Here is a 17,887-nt window from a genome sequence, read left to right as displayed (position 1 = left end):
ACATTATGCCAAAGAATAGGAGCGCATATCATTTGAAGGTGCATGCGCCTGCGCTTTGCGTTACAGTAGCCATCATCACAGCATACTCTGAGCGGGAGGCGCGGTATGACTAGCAATGCGGGGGCGGCTGACGTAGCCGTGTTCGGCGGCGGCTGCTTCTGGTGCACGGAGGCCGTCTACCTGGAGGTGCGCGGCGTGCACAGCGTGGTGTCCGGCTACACCGGCGGGCAGCAGCCCGATCCCAGCTACGAGCAGGTGTGCACCGGCGCCACCGGCCATGCCGAAGTGGTGCGGCTGGAATTCGATCCGGCCGTGGTCAGCTACCGCGACCTGCTGGAGATTTTCTTCACCATCCACGACCCCACCACGCTGAACCGCCAGGGCAACGACGTCGGCACCCAGTACCGCTCGGCGATCTATTACCAGTCGCCGGAGCAGGAGGCCACCGCGCGCCAGGTGATGGCGGAAATGGCGGTGGTGTGGGACGCGCCCATCGTCACCGAACTGTCGCCCGCGCAGCCCTTCTATCCGGCCGAGGCCTATCACCAGAACTATTTCGAGCAGCATCCTTTGCAGGGCTATTGCGCCTTCGTGGTGGCGCCCAAGGTGGCCAAGTTCCGCAAGACCTACAGCAGTAAATTGAAATAAATCGGCGCTGCACCCCGCTGTACCCCGCTGTACTCATAACGCATATAACAATAAGTGGCTGCCCATGAAGGTAGTGATCGTTGACGATACCCACATCAACCTGGTGCTGATGTCGCGCCTGATCGGCAAGCTCGAAGGCGTGGAGACCGTCAGTTTCCAGGCCGCGCGCGCGGCCCTGGACTGGTGCAACAGCAATGCCTGGGACCTGCTCATTATCGACTACATGATGCCGGACATGGACGGCCTGGCGCTGATCGCCGCGCTGGCCGACGGCGTGCACGCCGACCCGCGCGAGCGCCCGCCGGTGCTGATGGTGACGGCCAGCACCGACGTCGAGGTGCGCCACCGCGCGCTGGAAAACGGCGCCAGCGACTTCCTCATCAAGCCCATCGACAAGGTGGAATTCCTGGCCCGCACGCGCAACATGCTGCAGCTGCGGCGCGCCACCGTGGGCCTGCGCGGGGAGGTGCGCAAGGCCACCGCCGAACTGCGCGCGCGCGAGCAGGAGACCATCATGCTGCTGGCGCGCGCGTCCGAATACCGCGACCCGGAAACCGGCGCCCACATCCTGCGCATGGCGCACTACTCGCGCCTGATCGCGGCCGAACTGGGGCTGTCCGAGCAGCAGCAGGAGGACATCCTGAACGCGGCCCCCATGCACGACGTGGGCAAGGTCGGCACGCCGGACCACATCCTGCTCAAGCCCGGCCGCCTGAACGACGAGGAGATGGTGGTCATGCGCCAGCACGCGCGCATGGGCTACGACATCCTGAAGGGCAGCCAGGCGCCCATGCTGCAGCTGGCCGCCGAGATCGCGCTGAGCCACCACGAGCGCTGGGACGGCGGCGGCTACCCGAACGGCCACGCCGGCGAGCAGATCCCGCTGGTGGGCCGCATCGTGGCCGTGGCCGACGTGTTCGACGCGCTCACCAGCGTGCGGCCCTACAAGCAGGCCTGGAGCATGGACGCGGCGCGCCAGTACCTGCTGGACAACGGCGGCAGCCATTTCGACGCGCGCTGCGTGCAGGCGCTGCTGGCGCGCTGGGGCGAGGTGCTGGCCATCAGCGCGCGCTACCGCGACGAGGGCACGCCGGCCTGAGGCCCGGCCGCGCCGCGCATGCAATCCGCCCGCCTGAAAAAACTGGTGCGGCGCGCGCTCGGCGCGCTGGACGAGGCCGAGGTGGAGCACCGGCTGGCGGCCTTGCGCGCCCTGGGCGAAACCACGCTGGCCAACGGCCTGCAGGCGCTGCTGCAGGAGGGCGAGCGCGCCGACCCCGGCCTGGCGCCGCGCCTGCGCGAGGTGGAGCGCGAGCTGGCGCTGGTGCGCGCCGACAATCTGCTGCTGAGCCAGGAGCTGCAGCGCCGCGCGGGCGCGCAGGCCGACGCCGGCGCCAGCGAAGAGACGGCGCAGCGCCTGGCCGCCATGCTGGCCGGCCTGGCGCAGCAGCGCGAGCCGGAGGACGACGCGCGCCACCGGCAGGAGCTGACCGAACAAATCCTGGACCAGCTGCCCATCCCCGTGTTCCTGAAGGACCGCGACGGCCATTTCCTGCGCTTTAACAAGCGCTTCGAGGAATTCACGCAGCGCACGCGCGAGGAGATCCTGGGCCGCACCATCGAGCATTTCGCCTCGCCGCGCTGGGCCGAAGCCACGCGCGCCGAGGACGGCCTAGCCTGGAGCAGCGGCCGCATGGTGACCAGCGAGCGGCGCCTGATGAGCTTTGATCCGCCGCGCGACGTGCTGGTCAGCCGCAACGTCATCAACAGCGGCGGGCGCAGCTATATGCTGGGCTACTTTATCGACATCAGCGAGCAGCGCGCCGCGCGCGACGCCATGCAGCGCGCGGTGGAATCGGCCGAAGCGGCCAGCCGCGCCAAGAGCGAATTCCTGGCCAATATGAGCCACGAGGTGCGCACGCCCATGAACGGCATCCTGGGCATGACGGAGCTGGTGCTGGAGTCCGAGCTCACGCCGGAGCAGCGCGCCGACATCGGCCTGGTGCGCGCCTCGGCGGACGCCTTGCTGGCCATCGTCAACGACATCCTGGACTTCTCCAAGATCGAAGCCGGCAAGCTCGATATCGAGGACGTGCCTTTCGACCTGCGCCAGATGGTGGAGGACAGCGTGCGCGTGATGGCGCTGCGCGCGCGCCAGAAAGGGCTGGCGCTGCGCTGCGAACTGTCCGCGCAGCTGCCGCGCAATGTGAAGGGCGACCCCGGCCGGCTGCGCCAGGTGCTGATCAACCTGATCGGCAACGCCATCAAGTTCACCGCCGAAGGCAGCGTGGCCGTGGCGGTGGCGCTGGGGCGCGAAGACGGCGAGCGCTGCGACATCGGCTTCTCGGTGGCGGACACCGGCATCGGCATCCCGCTGGAAAAGCAGAAGCTGATCTTCGAGGCCTTCGCGCAGGTGGACGGCTCCACCACGCGCGAATACGGCGGCACCGGCCTGGGCCTGACCATCTGCCGCCGCCTGGTGATTTTGATGCAGGGCCAGATCGGCGTGCGCAGCGAGCCGGGGCAGGGCAGCGTGTTCAGCTTCACGGTGCCGCTGCGGCACACCAGCCTGGCGCCGGCCGCGCCGCTGCCGCCGCTGTCCAGCCTGCCGCCAGCGCGGGGGCTGGTGATGGGCGAGGGCGATGCGGCCGCCTCGCCGCCCGCCGCCGCGCGCGTCGCCAATCTGCGCAGCGGGCGCGATCGCCGCCGCGACATGGCGGCGGCAGGCCGTCCCGGCTATCCGGCCGAAGGGCGCGACGGCAGCCTGCGCGTGCTGCTGGCGGAGGACAACCCGGTCAACCAGCGCCTGGCGCTGCGCCTGCTTGAAAAACTGGGCCACCGCGCCACCCTGGTCGACAGCGGCCTGACCGCGCTGGAATACGCCACCCACGCCAGCTACGACGTGGTGCTGATGGACGTGCAGATGCCCGGCCTGGACGGCCTGTCGGCCACGCGCCATATCCGCGTCTGGGAACAGAGCCGGGAGCAAAACGTGGCGCAGCGCCGCCTCCCCATCATCGCCATGACCGCGCGCGCCATGGCGGGCGACCGCGAGCGCTGCCTGGAAGCGGGCGTGGACGCCTACCTGTCCAAGCCCATCAGCCTGGCGCGCCTGCGCGAAGCGCTGGCCAAGTGCGCGCCCGGGCCGGGCGAACAGGTGCTGGACTGGCCGGGTTCGCTGCAGCGCCTGGACGGCGACCAGGACCTGCTGCGCGAGCTGGCGGTGCTGTTTGTGCGCGACGGGCCGCAGCTGTGGCGCGACGTGCTGCGGGCGCTGGCCGCGCGCGACGAGCAGGGCGCGCAGCGCGCCCTGCACAGCCTGAAGGGCGTGCTGGTCAACTTCGGCGCCGCGCGCGCCATCGCCGCCGCCGGGCAGCTGCGCACCGGCGTGGACGGCGCCGCCATCGCCGCCATGGAAACGGCGCTGCAGCAGCTCTACGGCGCGCTGGCCGGATACATATAGCCGCGCGACCAGGGCAGCACGCGCGGATTGCGGCCCGCCTTGCCGCACACAATCTGGTACAGGCTCAGCAAGTCCTGCTCGAAGCCATACACGCAGCCCGCCAGGTACACATGCCAGATGCGGAAGCGCTTGTCCCCGGCCAGCGTCTTGATGCGCTCCGCTTGGGCTTCAAAATTATCGGTCCAGATCGAGCAGGTGCGCGCGTAGTGGCGGCGCAGGTTCTCCACGTCGTAGGCCTCCAGGCCGCCCTGCTGCATGGCCTTGAGCACCTGGCCCAGGTGCACCAGCTCGCCGTGCGGGAACACGTATTTGTCGATGAACTCCCCGCCGCCATACGGCGTTTCGCCGTTGTCCGGATCGGTGCCGGTGATGCCGTGGTTCATGGCCACGCCGTCCTCCGCCAGCAGGCTGCCGATGGTGTTGAAATACTCCGGCAGATGCTTCAGGCCCACGTGCTCGAACATGCCCACGCTGGTGATGCGGTCGAACTGGCCGCGCACGTCGCGGTAGTCCTGCAGGCGGATTTCCACCAGGTGCTCCAGCCCCGCCGCGCGCACCCGCTCGCGCGCCAGCTCCAGCTGGTTCTGCGACAGCGTAATGCCGACGCAGCGCGCGCCATACTGCTGCGCCGCGCGCAGCACCAGCGCGCCCCAGCCGCAGCCGATGTCGAGCAGCGTCTGCCCCGGCTGCAGGCGGATCTTGCGCAGGATGTGGTCTATCTTCTTGGCCTGGGCCGTGGCCAGGTCCTCGTCGCCGCGCTCGAAATAGGCGCATGAATACACCATGGCCGGGTCCAGGAACTGCTGGTAGAACTCGTTGGAAACGTCGTAGTGGTAGCGGATCGCCTCGGCGTCCCGCTTGCGGTCATGGGTGAAATTGCGCGCGATGCGGGCGAAGCGCCCCTGTTCCTTGAGGGTGGAGCGCGCCAGCGCGTTCACCACCGCGATCATGTCGCGCGCCGCGCCGCGCACCTCGATCAGGCCCTCGACATAGGCCGAGCCCAGGTTGGACAGCGACGGCGTGAGCAGATAGCGCGCCGCCGACGCGCGCGGCAGGCGGATGGTGACGCGCGGCGGTTCGGCCGAAAAATCGAACTGCTGGCCGTTCCACAATTCTATGCGCAGCGGCATGGCGATCTGGTGCCGCACATCCGCCATCCAGGCGCTCAGTCGGTTTTGCGCGAACAAGGTAGCCTCCCATGGTCATGAACATGATCAGGGCTGCAAGCGCTCCTTCTTCCAGCTGCCGTCCGCTTGCAGCGTAAATACGATGCGGTCATGGAAGCGCGAGCGGCGGCCCTGCCAGAACTCCACCCGCTCCGGCACCAGGCGGTAGCCGCCCCAGTGCGGCGGGCGCTGCGGCTGGCCGCCGCTGGCCGCTTCCACGGCCGCATACTTCTCCTCCATCTCGGCCCGGCTGGCGATGTGCTCGCTCTGCTGCGAGGCCACCGCCGCCAGCTGGCTCTTCACGGGACGGCTGTAAAAATACGTGTCGCTGTCCTCGGCCGAGGTTTTCTCCACGCGGCCCTCGATGCGCACCTGGCGCTCCAGCTCGCGCCAGAAAAACAGCAGGGCCGCATGCGGATTCTGCGCTAGCTGCCGGCCTTTCTGGCTCTCGTAATTGGTGTACCAGGTGAAGCCGCGCTGGTCGTATTGCTTGATCAGCACGATGCGCGAGCTCGGCTTGCCGTCCGCGCCCACGGTGGCCACGCTCATGGCGTTGGCCTCGAATACTTCGGCCTTCATGGCCTCGCCGAACCACTTGGCGAACTGGTCCACCGGGTGGTCCAGCGTGTCGGCCTCGTCCAGGCTGGCGCGGCCGTAATCGAGCCGCAGGTCGGCGAGGTCCACCCCGGCCGCCACGGGGGCTTGCGCCGGCGCTGGCGCCGCTGCCGGTGCCAAGCCGCGGCGCGCCTGCATGGCGTCGCCCAGTTCCCGCATCTGCGCCGGGCTGAACAGGCGCTTGGCCATGGGCGCGATATGCTGCTCTTCCTGCTCCATATGGGCCGTGTAGTCGGCCACGAACTGCTGCACCGCGTCGGCGGACAAAGCCGTATCTGTCCCTATGGCAATTTTGTCAAGTTGTGATTTGATTATAAGCCAATCCGCATCCATTTGCCGGTGCTGTGCAAGGATGCGCGGCATCAGTTCATGCAGCAGGGCCGCGTCCGCGTCCTGGGCCGTGCCGTCCAGCATGGGCAGCAGATTGTGCTCCTCGTCCTCGTGGTGCAGATGGGCCGCGTTGTTGAAGTATTTCAGCACCGCGTGCGCCGCCTGGCGCGCCTGGTCGTCGGCGCCGAACTGGGGCAGGTGGGCCAGCAGCTTCTGCAGCGTGGCGAGCTGCTTGCGGATGCGGTCGTGGCAGTGCTTCAGGACGGCGATGGGCTGGCCGAAGTCGGGTGCGGTGTCGATCAGGGAGGTGCTCATGGTGGGCTTGGTCGGGGTGGTCTACAATGTTATCAGTCAGGTCAGACAGTCATTCTAGAATAATCTTTGCCGCCGCGTCCGCTAAAATGGCGGCATGAACCAACTTACCCCCCCCTCGCCACGGACGTCGATACGGACATCGACTTCGAGCGCCGCTTCGGCGGCATCGGCCGGCTGTACGGCCAGGCGGCGCTGGAACGCTTCCGCAACGCCCACGTGTGCGTGATCGGCGTCGGCGGCGTCGGCTCCTGGATTGTCGAAGCGCTGGCCCGCAGCGCGGTCGGCCGCCTGACCCTGATCGACCTTGACAACGTGGCCGAATCGAACATCAACCGCCAGATCCAGGCGCTGGCCTCCACCGTCGGCCAGGCCAAGATCCACGCGCTGGCCGAGCGCATCGCGCTGATCAACCCCTACTGCCAGGTCACGCAGATCGAAGACTTCATCGACGAGGACAACTTGGACCGGATGGTGGGCGCGCAGGGCTACGACTACGTGGTCGACGCCATCGACAGCGCCAAGGCCAAGACCGCGCTGGTGGCCTACTGCCACCGCAAGAAGATCCCGCTGATCGTGATCGGCAGCGCCGGCGGCAAGACCGACCCGGCCAAGATCGAAGTGCGCGACCTGTCCAAGACCGAGCAGGAGCCCTTGCTGAAAAAAGTGCGGCGCCGCCTGCGCAGCAACTACGGCTTCCCGCCCGGTATGAAGAACAAATACAACATCGACGCCGTCTTCTCGATGGAGCCGCTGCAGCTGCCGAACACCGGCGAAGCCTGTTCGATCGACGGCGACGAGCGCGCCGTCACCGGCCTGAACTGCGCCGGCTACGGCTCGGCCGTGGTCGTGACCGCCACCTTCGGCATGGTCGCCGCCGGCCACGTGCTCAACAAACTCGCCGCCCAAGCCCCCCCCGCCCCCATCCCCGCCGAAGCGGCCTGAGCCGCATTCACACCACCTCGGGGTCTGACCCCGGGGTGGGGGAATGCGGCTTAGCTCGCTTGCGTAAGCCATTGATTTGGTTAGACATGTTTTGTGGCAATGGGGACGTAGACGCCGCTGGGCAGGGATTCGACCAGGGCGACGTTGCTGGCGTGCCATAGCACCGGCGGGAAATCGGCCTGCGGCGGGGCTGTTTTGGCTTCACGGGCGAGCGTGACGTGGGGCTTGAACTGGCCGTGCGTGGCGGCGGAAAAGCCGGCCGCTTCCAGCCTTGCCATCAGCTCGGCTTGCATCGCCAGCAGCGCGGCGGGGGGATCCGACATGCCGGCCCAGCCTATGCGCGGCTTGTGGAAGTAGCCCAGGCTGTCTATCCGCAGCCGCAGCGCGGGCACGTCCAGGCCGGCCAGGATGTCGAGCAGCGGCGCCAAGGCCGCTGCGGGCTGCTGGCCGAGGAAGGCCAGCGTCAGGTGCAGCTTGGCGGCGGCGATGGCGCGGCCGGGCGCCAGCGGCTGCAGCCGCGCCAGCGCGGCGCGCGTGTCTTCGTCCGGCCACAGCGCGAAAAAAAGCTTGCGCCCGGGCGGCTGATTAATTGCATCGGGTGGCTGATTTGTTATCATGTGCGTCGCTTGAAACCTCAACGAAAGAATACATCATGACCCGTAGTTCCGTTTTGTTCGCTTTCCTGTTCGCCGCTGCCGCATCGGTGGCGCAGGCCGCCGGCCAGGCGCCCGCCGCCGCGCCGGCAGCCGCCGCCGCGCCGGAGGCGCCGGTGGTGGTGGGCTCGGCCCAGCCCGGCCCGGCCGCCGATGCCTTGATCATCAACGACGTCAAGGTGGGCGGCGGCAAGGAAGCCGCGGCCGGCAACATCGTGCGCGTCAATTACACCGGCTGGCTGTACCGCCCGCTGGCCAAGAACCAGCGCGGCAAGAAGTTCGACAGCTCCATCGGCCGCGAGCCGCTGGAGTTTACGCTGGGCAAAGGCCAGGTCATCAAGGGCTGGGACCAGGGCGTGCAGGGCATGAAGGTGGGCGGCAAGCGCGTGCTGATCATCCCGGCGGACCTGGCTTACGGCCCGCGTTCGGCCGGCGAGATCCCGCCGAATTCGGCGCTGACCTTTGAAGTGGAACTGCTGGACGTGAAATAATGCGCGGCAGGCCGTGCGCCCCTATGGCGCGCGGCTTGCAGTGGGCGTAGACTGAAGCTCCGAGCCACGAGAGCGGAGCTACGCCATGAATATTGCCAACGATGTGACTGAACTCATCGGCAACACGCCGCTGGTTCGCATCAACCGGATGGCCGCCGGCGCGCCGGCCCAGATCCTTGCCAAGCTGGAGTTCTACAGCCCCGCGCACAGCGTGAAAGACCGCATCGGCCTGGCCATGATCCAGGCCGCCGAAGCCGCCGGGTTGATACGCCCCGATACCATCATCCTCGAGCCCACCAGCGGCAACACCGGCATTGCGCTGGCCATGGTGTGCGCCGCGCGCGGCTACCGCTGCGCGCTCACCATGCCGGACACCATGAGCCGCGAGCGCCGCATGCTGCTGCGCGCCTATGGCGCCGAGCTGATACTGACCCCCGGCAGCGAAGGCATGCTGGGCGCCATCCGCCGCGCCGAACAGATGGCCGAAGCGGACAAGCGCTACCTGATCCTGCAGCAGTTCAACAACCCGGCCAATCCGGACGTGCACCGCCGCACCACCGCCGAGGAGATCTGGCGCGACACCGACGGCCGCGCCGATATCCTGGTGGCCGGCGTGGGCACCGGCGGCACCATCACCGGCGTGAGCGAGGTGCTGCGGGCGCGCAAGCCGTCCTTTCAGTGCATCGCCGTGGAGCCGGAGGCGTCGCCCGTGCTGTCGGGCGGGGTCAAGGGGCCGCATCCCATCCAGGGCATAGGCGCGGGCTTCGTGCCGGGCGTGCTGAACACGCAGGCCTACCAGGAGGTGATACGGGTGGCCAACGAGGACGCCTTCGCCACCGCGCGCACGGCGGCGTCGCAGGAGGGCCTGATGGTGGGGATTTCTTCCGGCGCCGCGCTGTGGGCGGCGATCCAGGTGGCGCGCCGGCCCGAGAACGCGGGCAAGCTGATCGTCACCATCATCCCCTCGTTCGGCGAGCGCTACCTGAGCACGGCGCTGTTCTCGGGGCTGGCGGACTAGGAAGCTGCCGCTTCAGGGCGCCTTCAGGCAGCAGGCGTGGTCGGTGGTGCCCATTTCCACTTGCAGCGTGCAGTGGTGTACCGAGAAGTCGGCCTTCAGGCGCGCGGCGATGTCGTCCAGCGCTTCGTCGCCGGGATGGCCATCGGGCATGACCAGGTGGGCGGTGAGCGCCGTTTCGGTGGTGCTCATGGCCCAGATGTGCAGGTCGTGCACGTCGTTCACGCCGGGGCGGGCGCGCAGGAAGCGCGCCACTTCGGGCGCGTTCACCGAGTCCGGCACGGCGGCCAGCACCAGCTTGAGCGCCTCGCGCAGCAGCGCCCAGGTGCTCACCAGGATAATCACCACGATGGCGATGCTGACCAGCGGGTCCAGCCAGGTCCAGCCGGTCCACATCACGGCCAGGCCGGCCAGCAGCACGCCCAGCGAGATGGCGGCGTCGGCCGCCAGGTGCAGGTAGGCGCCGCGGATGTTGATGTCGTCCTTGGCGCCGGCCATGAACAGCCAGGCCGAGAAGCCGTTGACGGCGATGCCCACCGCCGCCACCACCGAGACCGTCAGGCCGTGCACCGGCGTGGGGTTCATCAGCTGCTGCACGGCTTCCCAGGCGATGGCGCCGCAGGCGGCCATCAGCAGCAGGGAGTTGAACAGCGCGGCCAGCATGGAGCTGCTGCGCAGGCCGTAGGTGTAGCGCTGGTTGGGCGCGCGCCTGGCCAGGATGGCAGCGCCCCAGGCCAGCATCAGGCCCAGCACGTCGGACAGGTTGTGGCCGGCGTCGGCCATCAGCGCGGTGGAGTTGGCCATGAAGCCGTAGCCGAATTCGATGGCCACAAACACCGTGTTGAGCGCAATGGCGATGGCGAAGGCGCGGCCCTGGCTGTTCGGGTCGCCGTGGTGGTGGTGATGGCCGCCGTGGCTGTGGTCGTGGCCATGGCCGTGACCATGGTTGTGGCCTTCGCCGTGACTGTGATCATGGCCGAGGCCATCGCCGTGGCTGTGCGCCGGCGCGTGCTTGTGCTGGCCGTGGCCGTGGTGGTGGTTGTGATCGTGTGGCATGGTTACTTTTGCAGTTCGGCCTGGATCTGGTCGCGGGCTTTGGCGTCCAGCTTGCCGATGGCGCGGGTGAGTTTTTCGGCCTGGGCCAGGGCGGCGGCTTGCTCCTGGGTGAGCGCCGGAGCCGGCGCCAACGCGGCGGGTTTGCTGAACAGGGCTTGCAGGCCGACCACCAGCAGCGCCGCCAGCAGGGCCGCCGTGGCGGCAATGCCGGCCGCCGCGGCCAGCAGGCGCTGTTCGCGCGGCGTGACCAGCGGGGATTGCGTGGCGATGGGCTTGACCGGGCCGGCCGGGGCGGGCTCATAGGCCGCCGCCTTGGCCGGCGGCAGGCCGCCCGCCGCGCGCACCTGCTCGGCCAGTTCCAGCGAGGCCGCGTCGATGCGCGCGACGTGGCGCTCGACCGACTCGGCCAGCACCGCCTCGTTCAGCGCCACCAGCGCGAAGATGGGGTCGTCGATGTCGACCTTGACGCCGGTCTTTTCAAATACGAGGCTGCGCAGCTTGTGCTGGTCCATGGCGCCGTCCTTTTACCAGCTGACTTTGTCGAGCTGCTCGAACAGGTCGCGGAACACCACCTTGATGCGCTGTTTTTCCATGACGTTGAACTTGTCGCTGGCTTTCACTTCCTCGGCCGTCAGGCGCGCCGTGTTCATCTTCTTGATGTCGGCGCCGAAGGTGTCGGCGTTGCGCTGCGAGAGCACCACGCGGCCCGCCACCCGCTCGGCGTTGTCGGCATAGGTCTGCGATTCGATGAAGGACTTGCCGGAGGCCGACACCAGCTGGCCGAAGTGCTCGTTCTCCCACAGCACCAGCGGCACCGAGGTCGATTTGGCGGTCGACAAAAAGCCCATGGCGGTGTCGTGCAGGGTGTCGCCGCCGCCGACGATGGTGTGGATGTAGACCTTGCGGCCCGATTCCTGCAGCAGCGAGAAGCAGTCGTTTTCGATCAGGTAGGCCACCAGCGGCGAGAAGGTGTTGGCGCCGTTGTCGATCACGCAGTTGCCGTCTTCCTCGAGGATGTCTATCATCAGTGCGTCGAAGCGCTTGGGGTCGATGGTGCGCGCGTCCGTCATCACCGGCACGTGTTTCACGGCCATCGCCTTGTAGCGCGAGAAGGTGGCGTTTTCCTGGTCGGTGTCGTAGCAGCGCAGCGGCGTTTCGTCCTTGGCCGCCAGCCATTGCGCCAAGATTGTGGAAACCAGCGTCTTGCCGATGCCGCCTTTGCCCTGAAGGATGAAATGTACCGTGTTCTGCATGAAGTTCTCGTGAGTTACGCGTGATTAGTCGGCCAGCCCGGCTCGCACTATACCAAAAAGCGCAGCAGCCCTTGCAGCGAATGCGCCACGGCCTGTTCGCGCACGGCGCGCCGGTCGCCGCCGAAGACCAGCCGCTCGGTGCGCGTGCCGCCCGGGCCGGACCAGCCGAAGCACACCGTGCCGACCGGCTTGCCGGGCACCGCGCCGCCCGGCCCGGCGATGCCTGTCGTGGACAGCGCCACTTGCGCGCCGCTGTGCGCCACCGCGCCGGCCGCCATCGCGGCCGCCACTTCCTCGCTGACGGCGCCGTGCTGCGCGATCAGTTCGGCCGGCACGCCCAGCAGCTCGCTCTTGGCTTCGTTGGAGTAGGTGACAAAGCCGCGCTCGAACCAGCCGCTCGAGCCGGCAATGTCCGTCACCGCCTGCGCCGCGCCGCCGCCGGTGCACGATTCGGCCGTGGCCAGCAGCAGGCCCTTGCTGTGCAGGGCACGGCCCACCTCGGCCGCCAGCCTCCCGAGCGCGTCCTTGTCCAATGTGTCGCCCATAGCCTTGTCCATATATGATTTGCGAGAGCACATTCTAGCCCGCCGCGCCTTGCGCAAGGTCAAAAAAACCTGCTCAGCAATGCCAAAAATGCGTACACTCGTTTGGCCTGTACCTTTACCGATGAGAGGGGAGACATGCAGTTTGCAAGCCTGCCACGCCTGCTGCCGCAATTGTTTTTCGTGCTGCTGATACTGGCGGCTCATCTGCGCATTCAGGCCCAGGCGCAATCCGGCACGGCGGACCCCAGCCTGGAGCGGCAGGTGAAAGCCGCCTACCTGGTCAAGTTCGCCGGTTTCGTGGAATGGCCGGACGGCAGCTTTGTGCGCCCGGACAGCCCGCTGCTGATCGGCGTCATGGGCGCGGACGCGCTGGCCGAGCAGCTGGAGCGCAGCGTGGCCGGCCACAGCGCCAACGGCCACCCGCTGCAGGTGAAAAAACTGAAGAAGGGCGAGCAGCCCGGCCAATTGCACATGCTGTTCGTCGGCGCGCTCGACAAGGCCAGCCTGCAGGACGTGCTGGCCGCCACCCGCAGCCAGCCCCTGCTCACCGTCTCCGACAGCGAGGAGGCGCACGCCCTGGGCAGCATCGTCAATTTCCTGCTGGCCGACGAGCGGCTGCGCTTCGAGGTGGCGCTCAAGCCGGCCGCCGCCGCCCGCATCCGCATCAGCGCGCGCATGCTGTCGGCCGCCTACCGCGTGGCGCCGGGGGCCATATGAGCCGGGAGCCCATCATCCGCATGCGTTCCCTGCGCGGCAAGCTGCTCGGCGTGGTCATGCTCACCACGCTGGTGGCGCTGCTGGTGTCGCTGGCCATGATCGTGGCCTACGATTTGCGCGCCTACCACCAGAGCGTGAGCGGCGACATGAGCACGCAGTCCGAACTGATCGGCCACATGAGCAGCGCCGCGCTGGCCTTTGACGACAAGGCGCTGGCCAAGCAGACCCTGTCGCTGCTGCGGCTGCGGCCCAAGGTGAACGCCGGCGCCATCTACAACGCCAGGGGCAAGCTGTTCGCCAGCTATGTGGCGCCGGGCCAGGACGTGCATTTCCCGCAGCGGGCCGAGGCCGAGGGCATGCGCTTCGAGAACGGCAAGCTCACGCTGTTCAAGCCCATCGTCGACAATGGCGAGCTGCTGGGCACCGTCTACCTGCGCGCCGAGTACGAGATGCTGGGGCGCGGCGTGGACTACGGCGTGATCGCGCTGCTGGTGATGCTGCCGGCCATGGGCGTGGCCTACCTGATCATGCGCCGCGCCGACTACATCATCACCCGCCCCATCCTCGATATTCGCGACGTGGCGCGCGAGGTGGTGCAGACCGGCGACTATTCGCGCCGCGCCGCCCGCACCAGCGAGGACGAGGTGGCGCAGCTGGTGGAGTCCTTCAATTCCATGCTGAGCGAGGTGGAGACGCGGCAGCGCGCGCTGGCGCAGTCGAACGGCGAGCTGGCGCGCGAGGCCGAGCAGCGCGCCCAGGCGCAGCAGGAGGTGATGCGGCTGAACCAGGAGCTGGAGCAGCGCGTGCACGAGCGCACCTTGCAGCTGGAGGCCACCAACGGCGAGCTGGCCATGGCCATGGAGGAGGCCAAGAGCGCCAACCAGGCCAAGTCGGCCTTCCTGTCGTCCATGAGCCACGAGCTGCGCACGCCGCTCAACGCCATCCTCGGCTTCGCGCAGATACTCACCTCGGACAAGCTGCCCTCCACGCTGCCGCAGAAAAAAGAGTTCGCCAACCATATCCTGAAGTCCGGCCGCCACCTGCTCACGCTGATCAACGAGATACTGGACCTGGCCAAGATCGAGTCGGGCGCGGTGGCGCTGTCGATGGAGCCGGTGGCGCTGCAGGAGATGCTGCAGGAAGTACAGAGCATGACCGAGCCGCTGGCGGCCGCGCGCGGCATCCGCATGCTGTTCCCGGACGCCTGCGCGTTCAGCGTGGACGCCGACCGCACCCGCCTCAAGCAGGTGCTGCTCAACCTGCTCTCCAACGCCATCAAGTACAACCGCGAGGGCGGCGCGGTGGTGGTGGACTGCAGCGGCAGCGGCCCGGGCCTGCTGCGCCTGTCGGTGCAGGACACCGGCACCGGCCTCAAGGCCGAGCAGGTGGCCATGCTGTTCCAGCCCTTCAACCGCCTGGGCCAGGAGAGCGGCCCGGAGGAGGGCACCGGCATCGGCCTGGTGGTGACCAAGCGCCTGGTGGAGCTGATGGGCGGCGTGATCGGCGCCTCCAGCAGCCCGGGCGTGGGCAGCCTGTTCTGGATCGAGCTGCGCGCCATCGATCCGCTGCCCTCGCTGGCCGGCAGCGAGGCGGCGCGCGCGCTGGCCGTGCCGGCCGGGGCGCGCGGCCCGGAAGCCCCGGCTTCCATCCTGTATGTGGAGGACAATCCGGCCAATTTGAAGCTGGTGGAGGAAATCATCAGCTTCCGGCCCGATCTGCGCCTGCTGCCGGCGCCGGACGCCCATCTCGGCATCGAACTGGCGCGCGTGCACCAGCCGGACATCATCCTGATGGACATCAACCTGCCCGGCATGAGCGGGCTGGAGGCCATGCGCGTGCTGCGCAGCGACAGCCGCACGCAGCACATTCCTGTGATCGCCCTGACCGCCAACGCCATGCCGCGCGACATAGAAAAAGGAGTTGCGGCAGGATTCTTCCGTTACCTCATCAAGCCGATCAACATTGATGAATTCACGGAGGCCATCAGCAGCACGCTGGCCCATATTGCAGAACGCGCGGCGCTCAAGGCGGGCCGCGCCAGCAAGGAAACGTCATGATTACCCAGGCCGACATCCTTAACGCGAAGATCCTGATCGTGGACGACCAGGCGGTCAATGTCCAGCTGCTGGACTATCTGCTCACCACCACCGGCTACCTGGCCGTCAGCTCCACCACCGATCCGCGCGTGGTGGCGCCCTGGCACGAGCAGCACAACTACGACCTGATTATTTTGGACCTGCACATGCCCGGCATGAGCGGCTTCGACGTGATGAACGCGCTCAAGCCGCTGGAGGCGGACGCCTACCTGCCGGTGCTGGTGGTGACCGCGCAGCCGGACCACAAGCTGGCCGCGCTGGAGGCGGGCGCGCGCGACTTCGTCAGCAAGCCCTTCGACCCGGTGGAGGTGCTGACCCGCATCCGCAACATGCTCGAAGTGCGGCTGATGCACCGCGAGTCGAAGAACTACAGCGCGGTGCTGGAGCAGACCGTGCGCGAGCGCACCGCCGAGCTGCAGCGCTTCCGCAGCGCCATGGACGCCACTGCCGACGCCATTTTCCTGATCGACGTGGCCACGCTGACGCTGGTGGACGTGAACGACGGCGCCTGCCGCATGCTGGGCTACGAGCGCGCGCAGCTGCTGGCGCTGGAGCCCGAGCGCATCGGCCTGGGCCAGCGCGCCGATTTGCGGGCCCACTGCCGCGCCGTGCTGGCCGCCACCGTGCGCACGCCCGAGCTGCTCGAGACCGAACTGACGCGGCAGGACCTGGCGGCGGTGCCGGTGGAGCTGTACTGGCAGCTGCAGCAGGGCAGCGCCCAGCCCACGCTGATCTGCGTGGCGCGCGATATCAGCGAGCGCCGCCAGGCCCAGGAGCGCCTGCTGCACATGGCGCACTACGACAGCCTGACCGGCCTGCCCAACCGCACCCTGTTCTTCCAGACGCTGGCGGAATCGATCGAGCTGGCGCAGGACAAGGAGTGGCGCATCGTGGTGCTGTTCATTGCGCTGGACCGTTTCAAGAACGTCAACGACTCGCTGGGCACGGCGGCCGGCGACGAGCTGCTGCGCCAGTTCAGCAGCCGGCTGGTGCAGTGCGTGCGCATCCGCGACACTGTGGGCCGCCTGGGCGGCGACGAATTCGCGCTCATCCTCACCATGACGCGCAACCAGCAGGACGCGGTGCTGGTGGCCAACGAGGTGCGCGAGGCGCTGCGCGCGCCGTTCGACCTGGACGGCCACCCAGCGGCGCTGACGGCCTCCATCGGCATCGCCATGTATCCGGACGACGCCACCGAGCCCGAGACCCTGGTCAAGTACGCGGACACCGCCATGGAGCGCGCCAAGCAGGCCGGCCGCGACGGCTACCGCTTCTTCACCGCCGGCATGAACGTGCAGGTGCTGGCGCGGCTGGACCTGGAGCTGGCGCTGCGCCGCGCGCTGGACGAGAACGAGCTGCTGCTGTACTACCAGCCCAAGGTGAACCTGACCACGGGCCGCATCAGCGGCGCCGAGGCGCTGCTGCGCTGGCAGCGGCCCAACTACGGCCTGGTGTTCCCGGCCGAGTTCGTGCCGGTGCTGGAGGACACGGGGCTGATCGTGCGCGTGGGCGCCTGGATCATCGACGCGGCCTGCCGCCAGATCGCGGCCTGGGCGCGTTCCATGGTGGGGCCGGTGACGGTGGCGGTGAACGTGTCGAGCCGCCAGTTCGTGGAGGGCGACCTGGAAGGGGAGGTGCGCGCCGCGCTGGCGCGCCACAAGGTGCCGCCGGAGTTGCTGGAGCTGGAGCTGACCGAGACCGCGCTGATGTCCAACGCCGAGCGCACCATCGGCGTGCTGGAGCGGCTCAAGGAGCTGGGCGTGAAGTGCTCGATCGACGATTTCGGCACCGGCTATTCCTCGCTGGCCTATCTGCAGCGCTTCCCTATCGACAAGCTGAAGATCGACATCGCCTTCGTGCGCGACATCACCACCAATCCGAACGACGCGGCCATCGCGCTGGCCATTATCAGCATGGCGCACAGCCTGAAGCTGCGGGTGATCGCCGAGGGCGTGGAGACGCGTCCGCAGCTGGAATACCTGCGGCGCAACCGCTGCGACGAGATCCAGGGCTATTTCTTCAGCCGTCCTTTGCCGGCGGACGAGATGGGGCAGTTGGTGGAGGGCGGGCGCAGCCTGCCGCCGGACCCGAACCAGGCCGCCGAGCCGCCGCAGACCCTGCTGATCGTGGATGACGACGTGAACGTGCTGTCGTCGCTGCACCGGCTGTTCCGGCGCGACGGCTACCGCATCCTGACGGCGGCCACGCCGGCCGAAGGCTTTGAGCTGCTTGCGCTGTATCCGGTGCAGGTGATCGTGTGCGACCAGCGCATGCCCATCATGAGCGGCACGGAATTCCTGAGCAAGGTGAAGGAGATGTATCCGGATACCATACGGATTATTTTGTCCGGATATACCGGGCTGGAGGCGGTACTCGATTCGATCAACCGGGGCGCGATTTACCGTTTCTACACCAAGCCCTGGGACGACATCCAGCTGCGCGACAATATCCGCCTGGCCTTCCACCATTATTGGCTGATGCACGGCACCGGGCGCCGCGTGGGCGATCCGGGCGAGGATCATACGTCGCTGGCCTGATTCGGCGGGTTACGCTACGCTAACCCGCCCTACGGTCATTCGCCCGCC

The 17,887-nt window shown here is 68.0% G+C and carries 16 protein-coding genes; 9 read left to right on the top strand and 7 right to left on the bottom strand.

Going from position 1 to position 17,887, the window contains the following annotated elements; genetic code table 11:
• The first annotated feature begins 105 nt into the window (after positions 1-105).
• The 3 genes from msrA (at position 106) to KT882_RS28570 (ending at position 4,108) form a co-directional block, all read left to right on the top strand.
• The gene (gene msrA / locus KT882_RS28580) at positions 106-648 is read left to right on the top strand and encodes a peptide-methionine (S)-S-oxide reductase MsrA (RefSeq protein ID WP_161070818.1); all 543 of its coding nucleotides are present in this window, start codon (positions 106-108) and stop codon (positions 646-648) included.
• A 64-nt stretch (positions 649-712) separates the two neighbouring features.
• Complete coding sequence (locus tag KT882_RS28575; protein WP_228893899.1) at positions 713-1,747, top strand: HD-GYP domain-containing protein; 1,035 nt, start codon at positions 713-715, stop codon at positions 1,745-1,747.
• Between the two features lie 18 nt (positions 1,748-1,765).
• Complete coding sequence (locus tag KT882_RS28570; RefSeq protein WP_228893898.1) at positions 1,766-4,108, top strand: PAS domain-containing hybrid sensor histidine kinase/response regulator; 2,343 nt, start codon at positions 1,766-1,768, stop codon at positions 4,106-4,108.
• On the opposite strand, the gene KT882_RS28565 is transcribed toward KT882_RS28570, so the two are convergent.
• Together KT882_RS28565 and pdxH are read right to left on the bottom strand one after the other, a co-directional pair.
• Positions 4,081-5,295, bottom strand: a complete 1,215-nt coding sequence (locus tag KT882_RS28565; RefSeq protein ID WP_228893897.1) for a class I SAM-dependent methyltransferase — start codon at positions 5,293-5,295, stop codon at positions 4,081-4,083. The genes KT882_RS28570 and KT882_RS28565 overlap by 28 nt on opposite strands.
• Before the next feature lie 27 nt (positions 5,296-5,322).
• Positions 5,323-6,534: a pyridoxamine 5'-phosphate oxidase gene (pdxH, locus tag KT882_RS28560; protein ID WP_161070814.1), complete on the bottom strand. Its 1,212-nt coding sequence runs from the start codon at positions 6,532-6,534 to the stop codon at positions 5,323-5,325.
• Positions 6,535-6,672: 138 nt separating this feature from the next.
• Between pdxH and tcdA the strand changes: the two genes are divergently transcribed.
• Positions 6,673-7,476, top strand: coding sequence for a tRNA cyclic N6-threonylcarbamoyladenosine(37) synthase TcdA (gene tcdA / locus KT882_RS28555; protein WP_228896783.1), 804 nt, complete (start codon positions 6,673-6,675; stop codon positions 7,474-7,476).
• Between the two features lie 80 nt (positions 7,477-7,556).
• Here the strand turns inward: tcdA and thpR are convergent, their stop codons facing one another.
• Complete coding sequence (gene thpR / locus KT882_RS28550; RefSeq protein WP_228893896.1) at positions 7,557-8,093, bottom strand: RNA 2',3'-cyclic phosphodiesterase; 537 nt, start codon at positions 8,091-8,093, stop codon at positions 7,557-7,559.
• Positions 8,094-8,128: 35 nt separating this feature from the next.
• Here thpR and KT882_RS28545 point away from each other — a divergent pair, with 35 nt between their 5' ends.
• Entirely contained in the window at positions 8,129-8,620 is a 492-nt protein-coding gene (locus KT882_RS28545; protein WP_228893895.1) for an FKBP-type peptidyl-prolyl cis-trans isomerase, read from the top strand.
• 85 nt (positions 8,621-8,705) lie between these two features.
• The gene (gene cysK / locus KT882_RS28540) at positions 8,706-9,638 is read left to right on the top strand and encodes a cysteine synthase A (RefSeq protein ID WP_161070810.1); all 933 of its coding nucleotides are present in this window, start codon (positions 8,706-8,708) and stop codon (positions 9,636-9,638) included.
• 12 nt (positions 9,639-9,650) lie between these two features.
• Here the strand turns inward: cysK and KT882_RS28535 are convergent, their stop codons facing one another.
• The 4 genes from KT882_RS28535 to KT882_RS28520 are packed head-to-tail and all read right to left on the bottom strand — an operon-like array spanning position 9,651 to position 12,489.
• Positions 9,651-10,691 (bottom strand): cation diffusion facilitator family transporter, encoded by a 1,041-nt coding sequence (locus KT882_RS28535; RefSeq protein WP_228893894.1) that lies wholly within the window; start codon positions 10,689-10,691, stop codon positions 9,651-9,653.
• Positions 10,692-10,693: 2 nt separating this feature from the next.
• Positions 10,694-11,203, bottom strand: coding sequence for a hypothetical protein (locus tag KT882_RS28530; protein ID WP_161070808.1), 510 nt, complete (start codon positions 11,201-11,203; stop codon positions 10,694-10,696).
• Positions 11,204-11,215: 12 nt separating this feature from the next.
• Complete coding sequence (locus KT882_RS28525) at positions 11,216-11,944, bottom strand: P-loop NTPase family protein (protein ID WP_228893893.1); 729 nt, start codon at positions 11,942-11,944, stop codon at positions 11,216-11,218.
• Positions 11,945-11,991: 47 nt separating this feature from the next.
• Positions 11,992-12,489, bottom strand: coding sequence for a CinA family protein (locus tag KT882_RS28520; protein WP_161070806.1), 498 nt, complete (start codon positions 12,487-12,489; stop codon positions 11,992-11,994).
• 135 nt (positions 12,490-12,624) lie between these two features.
• Between KT882_RS28520 and KT882_RS28515 the strand changes: the two genes are divergently transcribed.
• From KT882_RS28515 to KT882_RS28505, 3 genes are read left to right on the top strand one after another with little or no spacing between them, the layout of a single operon-like run.
• Positions 12,625-13,206, top strand: a complete 582-nt coding sequence (locus KT882_RS28515) for a YfiR family protein (protein ID WP_228893892.1) — start codon at positions 12,625-12,627, stop codon at positions 13,204-13,206.
• Positions 13,203-15,263 carry an ATP-binding protein gene (locus KT882_RS28510; RefSeq protein WP_228893891.1) on the top strand — a complete coding sequence of 687 codons (2,061 nt, stop codon included), beginning with the start codon at positions 13,203-13,205 and terminating at the stop codon, positions 15,261-15,263. The genes KT882_RS28515 and KT882_RS28510 overlap by 4 nt, the downstream gene beginning before the upstream one ends.
• Positions 15,260-17,839 (top strand): EAL domain-containing protein, encoded by a 2,580-nt coding sequence (locus tag KT882_RS28505; protein WP_228893890.1) that lies wholly within the window; start codon positions 15,260-15,262, stop codon positions 17,837-17,839. The genes KT882_RS28510 and KT882_RS28505 overlap by 4 nt, the downstream gene beginning before the upstream one ends.
• Positions 17,840-17,887 lie beyond the last annotated feature (48 nt).

The sequence above is a fragment of the Pseudoduganella aquatica genome (assembly GCF_020865585.1).
Taxonomy (GTDB): Bacteria; Pseudomonadota; Gammaproteobacteria; order Burkholderiales; family Burkholderiaceae_D; genus Rugamonas; species Rugamonas aquatica_A.
The sequence above is the reverse complement of the archived record's forward strand: the minus strand, read 5'-3'. Positions and strand labels throughout refer to the sequence as shown.

Bases quoted from the DNA above. Each gene is read 5' to 3' on its own strand.
- msrA (WP_161070818.1), top strand. From the start codon at position 106: ATGACTAGCAATGCGGGGGCGGCTGACGTAGCCGTGTTCGGCGGCGGC.
- KT882_RS28575 (WP_228893899.1), top strand. From the start codon at position 713: ATGAAGGTAGTGATCGTTGACGATACCCACATCAACCTGGTGCTGATG.
- KT882_RS28570 (WP_228893898.1), top strand. From the start codon at position 1,766: ATGCAATCCGCCCGCCTGAAAAAACTGGTGCGGCGCGCGCTCGGCGCG.
- pdxH (WP_161070814.1), bottom strand. From the start codon at position 6,534: ATGAGCACCTCCCTGATCGACACCGCACCCGACTTCGGCCAGCCCATC.
- thpR (WP_228893896.1), bottom strand. From the start codon at position 8,093: ATGATAACAAATCAGCCACCCGATGCAATTAATCAGCCGCCCGGGCGC.
- KT882_RS28545 (WP_228893895.1), top strand. From the start codon at position 8,129: ATGACCCGTAGTTCCGTTTTGTTCGCTTTCCTGTTCGCCGCTGCCGCA.
- cysK (WP_161070810.1), top strand. From the start codon at position 8,706: ATGAATATTGCCAACGATGTGACTGAACTCATCGGCAACACGCCGCTG.
- KT882_RS28535 (WP_228893894.1), bottom strand. From the start codon at position 10,691: ATGCCACACGATCACAACCACCACCACGGCCACGGCCAGCACAAGCAC.
- KT882_RS28530 (WP_161070808.1), bottom strand. From the start codon at position 11,203: ATGGACCAGCACAAGCTGCGCAGCCTCGTATTTGAAAAGACCGGCGTC.
- KT882_RS28525 (WP_228893893.1), bottom strand. From the start codon at position 11,944: ATGCAGAACACGGTACATTTCATCCTTCAGGGCAAAGGCGGCATCGGC.
- KT882_RS28520 (WP_161070806.1), bottom strand. From the start codon at position 12,489: ATGGGCGACACATTGGACAAGGACGCGCTCGGGAGGCTGGCGGCCGAG.
- KT882_RS28515 (WP_228893892.1), top strand. From the start codon at position 12,625: ATGCAGTTTGCAAGCCTGCCACGCCTGCTGCCGCAATTGTTTTTCGTG.
- KT882_RS28510 (WP_228893891.1), top strand. From the start codon at position 13,203: ATGAGCCGGGAGCCCATCATCCGCATGCGTTCCCTGCGCGGCAAGCTG.
- KT882_RS28505 (WP_228893890.1), top strand. From the start codon at position 15,260: ATGATTACCCAGGCCGACATCCTTAACGCGAAGATCCTGATCGTGGAC.